The organism is Veillonella criceti, assembly GCF_900460315.1.
In the GTDB taxonomy this organism is placed as follows: Bacteria; Bacillota; Negativicutes; order Veillonellales; family Veillonellaceae; genus Veillonella_A; species Veillonella_A criceti.
Window position 1 is genome coordinate 630,349 of the sequence record NZ_UHIO01000001.1, and the last position, 15,270, is coordinate 645,618.

A 15,270-nucleotide genomic window follows, 5' to 3' on the forward strand; every position below is an offset into this window, starting at 1 on the left:
TCTCTCTATTTAATTCTTTTCACTAACGCTTTCCTTATGGTTACTATATTCTTGTAAGATTAAAATAACATGAAACTATAGTGAAGAAAAGGATTGATTTATAATAAATCAATCCTTTTTCCGATATTTATTCTCAATTTATTTTTTACTCTCTATTAATTTCTAAAATAGAGTGCAATAATTTTCTGGCATACTCACTCCTAACTTCACTAATCATTTCAACAGGTATGATTTCTGCTACCTGCCCCTTGTTAAGAAATAATACACGATCGCACATATACGTAACTGATGGTAAATCATGTGTAATAAATATATAGGTAAAATTATATATCGCTTTAACTTTCATCAACAAATCCATAATTTGAACTTGTGTATGAGCATCTAAAGAACTAATGGCTTCATCAAACAGAATAAGTTCTGGTTTCACTGCAATAGCCCGTGCAATACATACACGTTGTAATTGCCCTCCAGATAACTGATGAGGATACCGATTAATAAAATCAGCAGACAATCCTACTAATTCTAATAATTCAATAGTCTCTTTATCAAAATCTAATTTAACCTGAGTACGTCGCTGTAAGACTACTAGGGATTCTTTAATAATATCACGAACTGTAAAACGACTATTCACCGATGTTGTGTAATCTTGAAATACAACCGACAAAATTCCTGGTTCTATTTTTTCTTTACCATATAATACGGTATCACTCAGAGTAACAGTCCCTTTATAGGGTGTTAACAACCCACATATAACTTTACCAATCGTACTCTTACCACTACCTGATTCGCCAAGAATCCCCAAACATTCTCCTTGTTTTACAGAAAACGTTATATTATGTAAAATCGTTTGATATTCCTTTTTAAAAATTAACTTGCTATGAGGTTTTGGAAAACGTATGACTAGATTATCTACAGTTAACATGTAGCCTCCCTTCCCACCATTTCCGGCCATAAGGATGTATTCTGTTCCCTATTACGCTGCCCCTTACCAACTCCGGTGACAGTCTCTGCTACCTGATTGTTATACAACATTTGTCGATATCGATTGGCAACAGCTAACTTCTGTTCAATTAACATCTTCGTATAGGCATCTTTAGGACTTGTCAAAATATCTTTGAATGTGCCATAATCAGCCACTTGTCCGTTATTCAATACCATAATTTCATCAGCCAAATGAGAAATCACGCTAATATCATGCGTAATAAAAATCATAGCTACCTCTTTAGATTCTTTAATTGTCTTAAACTCTTTAATAATTTCATACTGTGTAATGCTGTCAATAGCGGTAGTTGGTTCATCACAAATTAAAATTTCTGGCTTCATAGCCATAGCAATGCCAATCATAATACGTTGTAACATACCACCACTTAATTGATGCGGAAATTTATTAAGTACATCCTCTGGCTCTCGAATATGCATTTTTTTAAGTATCGCCACAGCATTAGCCTGCCATTCGCTTTTGGGAAACAGAGCATGTGTTTCAAACGTTTCAAACATCTGATTTCCTATTTTATAAAGAGGATCAAAACAAGTCATAGGATTTTGCATAATCATACCAATCTCTAATCCCCGCAAAGGCCTTAACTCCAATGGCGACATAGTTAGTAAATTTTTTCCCTTAAACAAGGCCTCACCGGAGACAGTAAAATCTCGGCTCAAAATTCCTAAAATGGCCTTAGCCGTCATGCTTTTCCCGCTACCAGACTCTCCTAAAATCCCTAAACAGGAGCCTGCTTCTAATGAAAAAGATACATTATTTAAAATTTGTTTTTCACGCACTTTATTATGATGTACAAGGGATAAATTATTGACCACTAATAAGCTCATTCCTGCACCTCCTTCGGATCAAGCGCGTCTCGAATAGCATCGCCTAATAGATTAAACGCCGATACTAATACTACAATCGCAATCCCCGGTACTAACATTTGGATAGGATTCACTGTTAATACATTTTTTGCCTCATTAAGCATCGCCCCCCACTCAGGTAAAGGAGCCTGTATACCAAGGCCCAAAAAAGACAATGTCGAAATATTGATAATGGTCCATCCTACATCGAGACTCGCAAGCACGGCCATTTCAGAACTAATACTTGGTAATAAATGACGAATCATAATAAAACGTTCCGTACTTCCAATACAACGAGAATACAGAATAAAATTTTTATCCCGATATTTCATAACATTTGTCCGAATCATGCGTGCATACCAAGCCCATTTAATAAGAACATTGGCAATAATAATATTTTGTACATCCACACCTAATAGGGCAATAACGGCAAATATCATAATCTGACTTGGAAACGATAACATCATATCAACAACACGCATAATGACTTCATCAATAATACCTCTGAAATAACCAGATAATAATCCCATAACGGCACCTAAACCAATCGTAGCTAACATCGTTAATACCGATAAAAATAACGTAGGCCGAATCCCATATATTAGTCGAGAAAAAATATCACGGCCTAAATGGTCGGTGCCAAACCAGTGCTCTGCACTATAAGGCGCAAACTTCATCAAAATATTGCTTTCATAGGGATCATAAGGCGCAATCCAAGGTGCCAAAATTCCCGCTAACGCTATGAATAGAATAAACGAACTTAAACCAACTACCATATTATTCTTTAACAATAAACGAATCATTGAGCACGCTCCTCTCTAAGTCGCGGGTCAACAATGTATTGAATAATATCAAACAATAAATTAAATATAACAAATAAGAATCCCACAAATAATACATAGGTTTGAATGATTGGATAATCACGATTAAAAATTGAACTAATGCAAAGTTGCCCCAGCCCTGGCCAAGCAAATACATTCTCCACCACAATAGTCCCAGCGATCAACTGCGGAATACTCATACCAATGGCTATAATACAAGTATGTAATGAGTTTTTTAAAATATGTTTCGTCAAGATTGTTCGTTGACGAATACCTCTCACTGTTGCATATGTAACATAATCCTCTTTCATATTCTCAAGCATATTGTTACGAATTAAGCGAATATATGTAGAAATGTAAGTTAACGATACTGTAAAAGCTGGTAAAATCAAATGTTGCCAAGATTCACTGCCACTAGTAGGCAATAAATCTAATTTGATGCTAATAACCCAAATGAGTAATAAACCAATCCAATATGCCGGCATAGACGTTGTTAAAAACACCAGAGCGCGCATAATTTTATCAAACCACCCACCCTTATACACGGCACAAAAGAATCCAATAGGTATACTTAATCCCACTACAAAAACAAGGGATGTAAGCGCTAATAACAAGGTGGCTGGCAAGCATCGTTGAAACTCCCCTAATACGGTGCGTGCTGGATTAATATAACTGACACCAAAATCTAATTGCAAGCAGGCAATTACCCAGTTCATATAACGAATTAAATATGGTTGATCAAGGCCTAATTCAGCTCGTACTTGCGCTATCGCCTCAGGCGTCACAACTGGTGTTTGACGAATACGCAATGCTACTTCCGCCGGATCTGATGGAATTAAATTAATAAAAACAAAACATACAAAAGAAATGGCTAATAGTAAAGGAATAGCCGTCAATGTACGTTTTATAATATACGCCCTCATGGCACTGCCTCCCTAAATCAAAAAGAGGCTATTGTAGTCACTCCTACAACAGCCTCAATAACTACAACTAGTTACCACCTATAGTCTGCACAAACAAACTCACCACTGATTTCTTTATTTCAACGTTATGTCCTTAAATGGCACTTCATATAGAGTTGGTGTAAAATGCAAACCTTCTACCCGATTATTGTAGATAGCTTTGTTATTTTCATAGGTCAATGGAATATACACAGCATCTTCATGTAAACGAGTCAATACAAATTTATATAAGTCTTGACGTTCAGTTTCATTCGTAGATGTTAAAATCTTAGTAATTGCTTCATCAATTTCAGCTTTATCTGCTAAACCTTGTTGTGCTGCATAATCGCCATATACAGGCTTACGCATACCAGATAAAGAGGACTGTGGATCATATGGCAAGCCCCACGAAATATTAAATACCATATCAAAATTACCAGACTTCATATTATCGCGATAGGACTGCTCTTCTTCACCTTTAATGTGAAGTATAATGCCTAATTTCTTGTATTCAGCTTGTAAAAATTCAGAAATAGCTTTTTCAGTTACACTATCACTGTTATATAGCAAATTAAGTTCTAATGGCGTTCCTTCTTTTGTCAAAATACCATCAGCCCCTAGCACATAGCCAGCAGAGGTCAACATTGATTTAGCTGTTTCAACATTATACTCATAAGGTTTTAACCCTACGTTGGCATAAGGCACTGTTGATGCATATAATGTATCGGCTGGTTTTTCAATACCATAAAACACACCTTCTGAAATAGCCTCTTTATTGGTCGCATGTTGTAACGCTTGACGAACTAATTTATCACTTAAATGAGCTTTTGTTGTATTTAATACAATCTCGCGCGTAGACATAGGTTCAGATAAGGCGACCTTAAAGCCTTTTTGATCTTTAAATTTACGAATTGCATCAGCATCTACCATATTTTTACCGAATATTAAATCAACTTCCCCTTTCTCAAGGGCCAAAATACGGGTCTGATTATCTGGAATCACCTTAACTAAAATTGTTTTAACCTTTGGCTTTTCCCCCCAGTATAATTCATTAGCTTCAAAAATAGCGTATTTATCCGTCACCACTTCTTTTAATTTATACGGCCCACTGCCAATATATTCAGTAACCCCATCCTTAGTACTCCCGTTTTTCATTGCTTTTGGTGAAATCATAGCAAATGGACGTGTTACGCCTAGTTCAGTTAATAATGGATAATACGGTTTTGTAAGATGAATTACAAATGTTAAATCATCAGTAGCTTCATAATTGTCGATTAAACTCATTGATTCTAGCCATGTATGACGAGATTTATTTTCAAAAATAGCATCAAAATTAGCCTTAATCGCATGCGCATCTAACACTTCGCCATCACTAAATTTTACATTTGGACGGATTTTAAAAGTATACGTTTGGCCATCTTCACTAATTGTCCAACTTTCAGCTAATGCAGGCGCATAACCTGTATCCGTAATCTCTACTAATGTATCATACAGCATTTCTTGGGCATACATTTCCCCCGCATATAAATGGGGATTTAAATCACGCACATCGCGAAAATTAACAAACGTAAGCTGATCACTGTTTGCACTTTGGCTTGCTTGATTGCCGGCCGTTCCTGCACAACCTAAAATACCAAACGCACTTACTGTTAATAAGGCGGCACATACAAGTCGTTTTAATCTCATAGTACAACTCCTCAACGTTTCTACCAAATACACTACTACCACAAACCGAAACAACATATTTTGATAATAATTCACATTTATATCTATTGTCAATAACACTTTGTACACTAAATCGACCGTATGTAATAACTTATTTTTAATTTTATTTTTTTCGATATCAATACGATTATTCCCATAATTTAGGTATGTAAAACTAACATCAACAAAGAAATATAATTAATATGCTACTTTTCCCACAAATCATTATATTGATAATATCTATCAATTACCAAATTCTTAAATATACTCTCAATCAAAAAAGAGAGACTATTTCCAGTCCCTCTTATCAAAAATTCAAATAACTATTTCAATATTATTTGATAGGTAATTCTGTTTTAATGAGCACCTTTCAAATTTAATAAAATTACTCCTACAACGATAAGTGCAATACCGACTATCCCCGTCATAGATAACTCTTCCTTCCAAATATATACTCCAATAAAAGCTGTCAGTGCGGTACCAATGCCAGACCAAATAGCATACGCAATACTAAGCGGTATTAAATTCAACGCCTTTGAAAGAACAAAAAAGGAAGATCCCATGCCTACCACAAAGACAAGTGATGGTATTAACTTCGTAAACCCCACCGACAACTTTAACATCGATGTGGAAAAAATCTCTAATACAATAGCGGTTCCTAATAAAATATATCCAAACATAATACACCCTCCTAGATAATAATTTCAATGTATGGAACAAACTAATCTTCAAGTTGTGAAATTGTGACTTTATCTACACCTTCTCTAAAGGCCATAATAAATTGATGCATACCTTCTAATAAAACAGCTATATTATCTTCACCCATAACGGTCAACGCATGAGTCTCAACAGCTTGCAGCTCTTTCATAAGAGGACGAAATTTTTCTTGTCCAGCCCTTGTTAATCCCATACATTTCTCGCGATTATCATTATTTATGTGCATATAATAAATTAATCCATCTTGGATTAACTGCTTACATATTGTTGATATTGTTTGTTTAGGTATAGCCCAATCATCACATATCTGACTTTGCGTACCATACGGTTGATAAAATAAAGTTACTATAATAGCTAATTTATTATAACTAATCCCTTTCGATTTAGCCCATGCAGCATAGAGTTCAGCAATCTGACCAAAGTAACGCCCCATAGCTGTGATTTGTTCTTTTTGTAAACAATCCATATAATAACACACTCCCCTTCTTTACTATTACTTTTTAAGCGATTTTCTCTAATCCCAATTCGGACTATATCCCTTACTATGAATACAACAAATATCAAAGTTCTTAACAAAAATATAGTCCTAATTCGTACCATTAACACATCTATAATAGTATGAATTAGGACTATTGTCAAGAATTCTAATCAAATTCTTTATACCTTTTACTATTTATTCTATTTATCTTCAACTTCCCTACGTTTATTACATCTCCAAATACTTCTATACCACACGCACTAATAATTTTACGTTTTATTAAACTTTACAGATAGATGATTCGCAATCTTCACCAATAAAAGCATAACCGGTACTTCTACTAATACACCCACTACAGTTGCTAAAGTTGCTCCTGATGATAATCCAAAAAGAGCTATAGCAACTGCTACCGACAATTCAAAAAAATTAGAGGCCCCTATCATTGAACAAGGTGCAGCCATTGAGTACGGAAGTTTTAAATAATAAGCAATTGCAAAAGTAATTCCAAAAATAAAAAACACTTGTACAATAAGTGGAATAGCAATTAAAACAATATCTAATGGTTGTGCCAAAATCTTATCTCCTTGGAATGTGAAAATCATAATAAGAGTTAATAGTAACCCTACCATTGTATAGGGATCAAATCGCGGGATGAAATGATTCACCAAAAACGCTTCACCATATTTTTTTATAATAAATCGTCTTGTAATAATGTATAAGCACTATCCCCCTTTGTTAATTTACTCCATACAAATTAATACCCAAATTGTTAGATTTTTTTCAAAAAATGAAATGCCCTCTGACTTCATAATAGCCTCCTACTAAAATTCTGATCTTACGCTCAAATCAAAATATTTTGATTTGAAATTTATTTTTTAGTCACCCCAAAAAAGGGTGACTAAAATTTATAGAATATTTGTTGCAGCCAATAAGACTTCAACCGCTTTCTGACGCCCTTCTGGCGAAATATGATAAAATGTCCATTTGCCTTCCGGTCTACCAATCACAATACCTGACTCACAGAGGATTTTCATATGATAAGATAGACCAGATTGCGTTAAATCAAGCTGCTCTAATAACACACAAGAACATTCTTCGCCATGTTGTAAAAGAGCTAAAATAGCTAACCGTTTTTCATCAGATAAAGCCTTAAATATTTTAGCATTAGCTTTATGATTCAAATGCTCATTTGCTAACATATGAGTTCATCCTTCCATCAAATCAAACATTATTGATTTGATGTTATCATACACCTTTACATTTGATTTGTCAATTATACTAATTAACAACAATTTCTCAATACATCATTAGGTCTAAGATCATATCACCATTTAAGGTTTAATAACCTTATACCGTGCCCAAATAGCGCCACCTGTTTGCGCTGAAACATCAATCAATTCAAATCGTTGCGGCGTGTCTGTAGCAAGCCCTTCTGGCGCTGCAAATAATGCCGGTGTTTTCATAGAACCGTCAGCTGACGCTGCAATAACTACACTCACTTCATCACAAAGACCGGCTTGTATGAATGACCAATTGACGATACCGCCACCACCTAACATAAGCCGTTTCACACCAAATAATTTACATAACTTATCCATCGCCAGCGCATAATCAAGTTCTGTATCGCCAGCAATAATGTACGGAATATTCTTAGACCGTAAAAATGCTTTATACGCATTACTTGCCTTTCCCGTCAATACTTCAATAACCTGAGCCCGTGTTGTCTCATAGATAACTGTACTACTTTCCCAACCTAACCGGCCAGAAGTATCAATTGAAACATAATATAAAGGCTCATTTTTAGGTACAACAAAATCACCGGCTGGTACGAGTGGTGCTGACTCATCTAACACCGGCTCTTTATAAAATGTAAAATTATCATCCGTTGTCACTCGCCCTGAAATCCAACCATCCATTTCATAATAAGGCTTTTCTCCAAAGGCAATATCATAAAATACATCCCCTGCTTTTGTGCCTTCTGGTGTATCAAAAAAATTCCCCATAATCTTACCATCTAACGATGTCACCATGTGACAAAAAATATACGGCCGTTCCATAAGTAACCTCCTCTAATTGTCAATTTATTATATATTCAGCATACCCTATGGAGTTAACTTCAAGTCAAGCACTTATTGTAATTAAATACTCCTAAAACAACCTTAATTACTATTAGTCATAACACCTAACAATTAGTGAATGACTATTAACAAAAAGTATTATCTTATATCTTCATTTTTTGATATGCTAAATATGACAAAAACATGAAATATAACAAACTGTTAAAATTATGAGCTTAATCTTTTATCGGTTTAGTTTAATTCAGTCTCTAATATTTCTGCCTTAGTCAAATTTATATGTAATGAAGTGTTTAGTGTTTTTTGTGTTTTATTAGGAGAGTGATAGTATGAAAAAATTCATGCGCATACTAACAGTGTTATTTATCCCTTTATTTATGGCCACTTTGTACAATCCAGTGGATGCTAGCTGGCTCAGTAAAACATTGGACAAACTCGATCGTGCCTTAGGTATACCAGCCGGTACTACAACAACCTCCGATGGTACGATGAAAGCTTCTCAACGTGGTGAACGTTGGATTGAAGTGTCTTCGAATAAATACTATACAACCTATGTAGACCGCCGTAGCTTAGAAGCTAGCGGACAAGCACAAAATCGTGTAGTGAGGGCCCATGTAATGCATGTATTTACACCATTAGGTTCTCAATGGATTGGCAATACAAGTGGTGGCAATGTAAAGCCAGATGTGATTACTGTTTCTATCAGTAATTATCCTGAAAAGTACACTACTACAAATTTAGATGGTTTTTCTAAGAAATATTATGATGTGCATGGCAATTTAATTTATGATGGTTGGTTAAATGACACTGATGATTACATTAGATATACTCCTATGTCTGAGCAAGAACAAATCAAAGATACACTCTTTGCTATGTTCGGTTGGAATTACTAACAGATTATCGTACTCATATAATTAAAAATCTTATAAACACCAAAAGGACTGAATCACTATGGCTATTCAGTCCTTTTTACAATTTAATTCAAATTTAAATTTACTGCGTTATTTCTTTTTCAAGCATTTCACGAAGCACTTTTTCAAATTCTTCTACTGGCAAAGCCCCAGGTAATGCAACTTGATCATTCACAACAAAGAATGGCACTGCTTGAATACCATAACGAGCTGCTAAGGCTTCTTCTTCACGCACCTCATTACTATATGCATCAGATGCTAATACCGTACGAGCTTCTGATTCTGATAGACCAACTTGTTTAACAATATCTAGTAAAACACTATGGTCAGCTAGTGGTTTACTTTCTGTAAAATATGCTGCATATAATCGTTCGGTCAAAGTATCTGATAATTCATAACTTTTTGTCTGAGCCCATTTTGTTAAACGATGCGCATCAAAAGTATTGGTAGATTGTGCTTTGTCATATTTAAAATCAAGACCAATGGCCTGCCCCATCAAATTAATGCCATTTATTTTATCTTCAGCCACTTCACGTGATAAACCATACTTTTGAGCAAATCGTTCAACTGTTGTAGTATTACAAACAGTGGGTGCTGTGGGATCCAGTTCAAACGCTTTCATAATGACTGTAATATTAAGATCTTTTTCAGCCTTAATCTTTTGAATAGCAGCTTCTAAATGATTACGCCCAATATAACAAAAAGGGCAGGCATAATCTGACCAATATATAATTTCCATAAAGTTCCTTTCTACTATTAATAAACAATGATTCCAATATTAGTTATTATAAAATAACTATACGAGTCACAACATTATCATCGTGTATAAATCTAATGCCCACTATATAATCTGTATAATATTTAAACACTCCGTAAAACCATTTATTTTCTTGAACTAAATCAGGTCTACCATATAAAGAATATACTTTTTCTAAACTATCTCCTACAGCTACACCTCTCGCAGTAGTAGCATCACGATTTGTAATCTCAATAGTTTGAATTTCTTCGCTATGTAAAAAAGGATAAAAATAAATACCACCATATGCAACAGACACTATATAACCACCACTATATTCTATGGCCGTTGGCTTGCCTAAACTTTGTTGAATATCTGCAAAACTAGCCCCTCGCGATATACCAACAACCATCAAATCCTCCTTTGGTAGAAACTTTCCATATGGACGCCCTTTAGGAGCATTATCATATTTCCCCTTCATATTTGCTAATGCACTTTTCATTTTACTCTTATTTTGTGTAACCCCATTATTAGTAGCAGCTTGTACAGCGCTAGAATTTACTGGTTCTACATTAGTTATATCTAACTGCAAAGTACCTAATATTCCTAAACTAGCCACTACAGCAAATACTTTAAATGCTTTTTTCATCGTTAACACTCCTCCCCCTTAACAAAGTATTATTACCAACTATCAATCGACCATTTATTGTACTATATTCAACAAATAAACTAAAATTCCTTTAATTATAATTTCTTTAATTACACATAATATAATAAATACACTCATATCCTAAACAAGAAATCTAGTAGGTTAATTTATTCTTAAAGCTTCTTAATTAACAAAGAGGCTCTTGAATATCCTAAGATTTCAAGAGCCTAAATTACATTTTCTTTTTAGATAAGTTTAATTTAGAATACATTATTTACTTTTAGATTACATTATTTACTTTTAGATTATATTATTTATTTTTCAAATTTATTCACTACGCCATTTTAAAAGCAGGGCTGAATTAATGATTACTAAAACAGAACCTGCATTATGTACTAAAGCGCCAGTTACAGGATTTAAAATTCCTGGAAATGACAACCCAATGGCTGTAAAATTCAAAATCATAGCAAAAGCTAAGTTCCATTTAATAGTACTCATCATACGTTTTGACAGAGCAATTAAATGGGGTAATTCTTTCACTTCATCATCTACTAGCGCAATATCAGCTGCTTCAACTGCAATATCGCTACCAACACCGCCCATAGCAATTCCTACATTAGCTTTTTTAAGCGCTGGCGCATCATTAATTCCATCACCAATCATAACTAGAGATTGATTCATTTGTTGATATTGTTCCATATAATTTAATTTATCTTCAGGTAAGCAGTTTGCTTTAATTTCACGAATTCCTAACTGACTGCCAATCGAATAGGCTGAATTTTCATTATCACCCGTCAATAAAATGCTCTGTATCCCTAATTGATGGAGTCGCTCAATCATAGCGACACTTTCAGGCCGTACTGTATCAGCTAATGCAATATAACCAACTAATGTATCAGCCATAGCTACATATACAATGGTGCTTCCTTTAGATAAATACACGGATACTGTATCTAATATAGCTTCACTAATAGCAATGCCATTTTCAGACATTAAACGCTCATTCCCAACTAACATATATTGATTATCTACTACGCCTAATACACCACGGCCAGGTAACATTTTAAACTCTTTACAAGGCAGTAAAGGTGTTTCAAATGTATCTTTATACGATGCAACTATTGCCTTACCTAACGGATGTTCTGACATAGTTTCCAAACTAGCAGCTAATTGAAAAATGGTCTGCTTTAAATCGTTCATCTGTACAGTTAATGTCTTAGCAGTTACTACTTTATTGGGAACAACTTCCACAGCCACCACCTTAGGTACACCATATGTCAAAGTACCAGTTTTATCAAATGAAACTTTAGTAACCGAAGCCAAGCGTTCAAGCGCATCACCTTCACGCACCAAAAATCCATGCTTAGTCGCATTGCCTATAGCGGCCATAATGGCCGTTGGTGTAGCCAATACTAATGCGCAAGGACAAAATACAACAAGAATTGTAACAGCTCTCAAAATTTCTCCAGTCACTAGCCAAGTACCGATTGCCGATAGTAAAGCAATAACTACAACCCATGTAGCCCAACGATCAGCCAAACCTACAATGTTAGCCTTTCCAGCATCAGCCGATTGAACCAAACGTATCATGCGCTGAATCGAGCTATCCGCCCCTACTTTAGTCGCTCTCATATCAAAGGCTCCAAACTGATTAACAGTACCGCTAGCGACTACATCACCTACTGTTTTATCAATAGGCAATGACTCACCAGTAAGAACAGCTTGATTAATTGACGTTTCACCAGCAATAATTTCACCATCAACAGGAACGGTTTCGCCTGGTAATACACGAAGTATATCGCCAATATCGACAGTTTCAGCCGCCACTAATTGTTCACCACTGGGCGTAATAATTCGTGCTGCTTGTGGTGTAAGATTGACTAATTTTTCAATGCCAGCCCTAGCCTTAGCTACTGTAATTTCTTCCAATAAAGCACCGATTTGCATGATAAACGCCACTTCAGCTGCTGCAAATATTTCACCTGTTGCCACCGCCGCTATCAAAGCTAACGAAACAAGTACATCCGCTTTAATATCAAATTCTGTTACTAATCCTATAATTGCTTCTAAAATAATAGGTAAACCACATAAAATAATGGCTACCCAGGCTATATCAAATGAAAACAACTGAATATTCAATAAACTAGCCAAGACCGCAATTCCAGAAACGATTAAAAATAGTATATCTTTTTTAATGCCACCTAGCTCTAATATATATTCAATTCTATTAAATAACGTGTTTTCTAATTTACGAATGGCCGCTTCCATACATTTTCCTCCAAAATTCCCTTTACCCAGATTCACTCAATATATGACCAATCATTCATATATAAAATTCCAATATACCCATAGGGGTATATCTATATAAGCATTATATACCTATAGGGGTATAGGTTGTCAAGATAGATAAATAAAAAAGACGAAGTATACCAACGGCCTCTTCGTCTACCTTCATCTTTACATTTCACACGTTACTGCATATTCGCAAATCGTTCGACTGCTTTTGTAAATTTATCTAAAGTCTTATCCACATCACCATGCTCTAAGCCATCACGAACACAGTGCCGAATATGGCCTTCTAAAATAACTTGACCTACCCGATTTAAGGCTGACTTTGCTGCATTAATTTGAGATAAAATATCTTCACATGGCACATCTTCATCAACCATTCTATCAATCGCTTGTACTTGTCCGATAATCTTCTTTAAGCGACGATGTAAATTATCTGCATCCATACACTGTTTCATAAACATCCTCCATTTACCCTATTATGTTTAATGATACCTTTCACAGCACATAATGTCAATAAAAAGGCCTGTTTTAACGCCATATATGAAAATCCCTCATCATTAACAAACCTTTCGTTATATATAAAAATATCGCAGTATATGAACTTAGTCATCGTACTGCGATATTCTCTGCATTTCATTATTGAATTGGTTTGTATAGCTCTCACTAAATTGCATTTTAAAAGCTACCTCGCTGCTTACACTCACTATTATTTGAAATCATATACCAAATTATAGTGCTTTGTACCAGTCTTCAATCAATTGGTTAATTAAAATAAGAATTGCCATCATAATAAAAACTCCCTTTCTCAAAATCTAATTTCACTAGATTCTATAGATTATTTTTTATGTATGATGTTATTCTAAACTATAAAGTAGCTTTACAGTCAATAGCTTTTTTGATGAATTCCTATGAAATTTATATGAACTTTGTAAAAATACATTTGTCTTTTAATTTAGGAATTTTTACTATCTAATTTAAGCATTATAAACTAAATATTATCTCTATTCAACACGTTTTACAGGTACTTGTAACATAGAAAATACTTCATCATGTAATTCTTCATCAAAAGTAGTATCTAAGAAACAGGCGTCTACTACATCACCACATACCTCGTACCCTTCCTTTTCGATCCATCCTAACAAACGGTTCAACACGGTCACATCATTAGGACGACCTCGCTTGTACTGACATACATATGTCCCTTCTGGCAAAGTAACTAAGGTTGATTCAAAACCGGTTGATTCAATTGGAATTCGAATATAACAACCCCCATCTTTAAGTGGTTTCTCAGTGAGCAATGACTCTTTTTTCAAAATCGTACCAAAGCTATAAGCTGGCAAAAATTCATGACTATATAAATCGCGCCACAACCCCATAGCTGTCAGATGAATATTTTGACGGTCAATGTCACCCGTTTCACTTGCTTGAAAGGGATGAAAAATAATACTTCGCGGTTTATAATGTCGTATAAATGGTGTTTCTTGTGGTTGTGAAACCGCAATCACCGCTTCTTTATACATATATAGACGCTGTTGTAAAGCGAGTCGCTTACGTCCAAGCTCCTGCAATTCCCGCTCAATCTTACCTTCTTGTTCTACTAATAATTGTAATTCCGCTTCAGGATTTCGTTGACTAATATGTTTTTGTATATCTTTTAGACTAACACCTAAGGATTTCAAAAAACAAATTTCACGGAGAAGTGGAATTTGAATACGGCTATAATAGCGATAGCCATTATCGGCCACATATACAGGAGAAAATAGCCTTATAGAATCATAATATAGTAAAGTGGGTCTAGTTAAACCATGCAACTTTGCCATATCACTTATGCTGATTAAATTTTCATGCATACAAGGCCTCCTATATTATAACAACTAACAATCATTTGAATATTATTTGAATATTATTTGGATATTATCTAATCATTATCTAGGTGTATTTAGGATTTATTTAAATATACTTAAAATATTACCTAATATAACCTGACTTTTATTAAATCTATTATATCATACGCCTATATCATACGCCCTATATAGAATATCTCCATATAATAGTTTATCTATCAAATGCCAATAGATACAAAGAACTCGAATTCACTACG

16 protein-coding genes are annotated in these 15,270 nt (G+C 34.7%); 1 reads left to right on the forward strand and 15 read right to left on the reverse strand.

Annotated features, from left to right (window positions below):
- Nucleotides 1–145: 145 nt before the first annotated feature.
- The 10 genes from DYE54_RS02880 to DYE54_RS02925 form a co-directional block, all read right to left on the reverse strand.
- A complete protein-coding gene (locus DYE54_RS02880) occupies nt 146–922 on the reverse strand; it encodes an ABC transporter ATP-binding protein (protein ID WP_115309825.1) in 777 nt (258 codons plus the stop codon).
- A complete protein-coding gene (locus DYE54_RS02885) occupies nt 916–1,827 on the reverse strand; it encodes an ABC transporter ATP-binding protein (protein WP_115309826.1) in 912 nt (303 codons plus the stop codon). Before DYE54_RS02885 ends, DYE54_RS02880 begins: the two co-directional genes overlap by 7 nt.
- Nucleotides 1,824–2,648: a nickel/cobalt ABC transporter permease gene (gene opp1C / locus DYE54_RS02890; RefSeq protein ID WP_115309827.1), complete on the reverse strand. Its 825-nt coding sequence runs from the start codon at nt 2,646–2,648 to the stop codon at nt 1,824–1,826. The genes DYE54_RS02885 and opp1C overlap by 4 nt, the downstream gene beginning before the upstream one ends.
- Nucleotides 2,645–3,589: a nickel/cobalt ABC transporter permease gene (opp1B, locus tag DYE54_RS02895; RefSeq protein WP_115309828.1), complete on the reverse strand. Its 945-nt coding sequence runs from the start codon at nt 3,587–3,589 to the stop codon at nt 2,645–2,647. The genes opp1C and opp1B overlap by 4 nt, the downstream gene beginning before the upstream one ends.
- A gap of 114 nt (nt 3,590–3,703) precedes the next feature.
- Entirely contained in the window at nt 3,704–5,293 is a 1,590-nt protein-coding gene (gene nikA / locus DYE54_RS02900; protein WP_115309829.1) for a nickel ABC transporter substrate-binding protein, read from the reverse strand.
- Nucleotides 5,294–5,667: 374 nt separating this feature from the next.
- A complete protein-coding gene (locus DYE54_RS02905) occupies nt 5,668–5,991 on the reverse strand; it encodes a DMT family transporter (protein WP_115309830.1) in 324 nt (107 codons plus the stop codon).
- A gap of 41 nt (nt 5,992–6,032) precedes the next feature.
- Nucleotides 6,033–6,494, reverse strand: a complete 462-nt coding sequence (locus tag DYE54_RS02910) for a MarR family winged helix-turn-helix transcriptional regulator (protein ID WP_115309831.1) — start codon at nt 6,492–6,494, stop codon at nt 6,033–6,035.
- 281 nt (nt 6,495–6,775) lie between these two features.
- Nucleotides 6,776–7,078 (reverse strand): arsenic resistance protein, encoded by a 303-nt coding sequence (locus DYE54_RS02915; protein ID WP_281267705.1) that lies wholly within the window; start codon nt 7,076–7,078, stop codon nt 6,776–6,778.
- A 333-nt stretch (nt 7,079–7,411) separates the two neighbouring features.
- Nucleotides 7,412–7,705 (reverse strand): ArsR/SmtB family transcription factor, encoded by a 294-nt coding sequence (locus DYE54_RS02920; RefSeq protein ID WP_115309833.1) that lies wholly within the window; start codon nt 7,703–7,705, stop codon nt 7,412–7,414.
- A 132-nt stretch (nt 7,706–7,837) separates the two neighbouring features.
- Nucleotides 7,838–8,563: a dihydrofolate reductase family protein gene (locus DYE54_RS02925; protein WP_115309834.1), complete on the reverse strand. Its 726-nt coding sequence runs from the start codon at nt 8,561–8,563 to the stop codon at nt 7,838–7,840.
- 347 nt (nt 8,564–8,910) lie between these two features.
- On the opposite strand from DYE54_RS02925, the gene DYE54_RS02930 reads away from it, so the two are divergent.
- Complete coding sequence (locus DYE54_RS02930) at nt 8,911–9,474, forward strand: hypothetical protein (protein WP_115309835.1); 564 nt, start codon at nt 8,911–8,913, stop codon at nt 9,472–9,474.
- 100 nt (nt 9,475–9,574) lie between these two features.
- Here the strand turns inward: DYE54_RS02930 and DYE54_RS02935 are convergent, their stop codons facing one another.
- The 5 genes from DYE54_RS02935 to DYE54_RS02955 form a co-directional block, all read right to left on the reverse strand.
- Nucleotides 9,575–10,231 carry a DsbA family oxidoreductase gene (locus DYE54_RS02935; RefSeq protein WP_115309836.1) on the reverse strand — a complete coding sequence of 219 codons (657 nt, stop codon included), beginning with the start codon at nt 10,229–10,231 and terminating at the stop codon, nt 9,575–9,577.
- A 46-nt stretch (nt 10,232–10,277) separates the two neighbouring features.
- The gene (locus DYE54_RS02940; protein ID WP_115309837.1) at nt 10,278–10,877 is read right to left on the reverse strand and encodes a hypothetical protein; all 600 of its coding nucleotides are present in this window, start codon (nt 10,875–10,877) and stop codon (nt 10,278–10,280) included.
- Between the two features lie 327 nt (nt 10,878–11,204).
- Nucleotides 11,205–13,145 (reverse strand): heavy metal translocating P-type ATPase, encoded by a 1,941-nt coding sequence (locus DYE54_RS02945; RefSeq protein ID WP_172460543.1) that lies wholly within the window; start codon nt 13,143–13,145, stop codon nt 11,205–11,207.
- Between the two features lie 203 nt (nt 13,146–13,348).
- Nucleotides 13,349–13,624: a metal-sensing transcriptional repressor gene (locus DYE54_RS02950; RefSeq protein WP_115309838.1), complete on the reverse strand. Its 276-nt coding sequence runs from the start codon at nt 13,622–13,624 to the stop codon at nt 13,349–13,351.
- Nucleotides 13,625–14,170: 546 nt separating this feature from the next.
- Nucleotides 14,171–15,019 (reverse strand): MerR family transcriptional regulator, encoded by an 849-nt coding sequence (locus DYE54_RS02955; protein WP_115309839.1) that lies wholly within the window; start codon nt 15,017–15,019, stop codon nt 14,171–14,173.
- Nucleotides 15,020–15,270 lie beyond the last annotated feature (251 nt).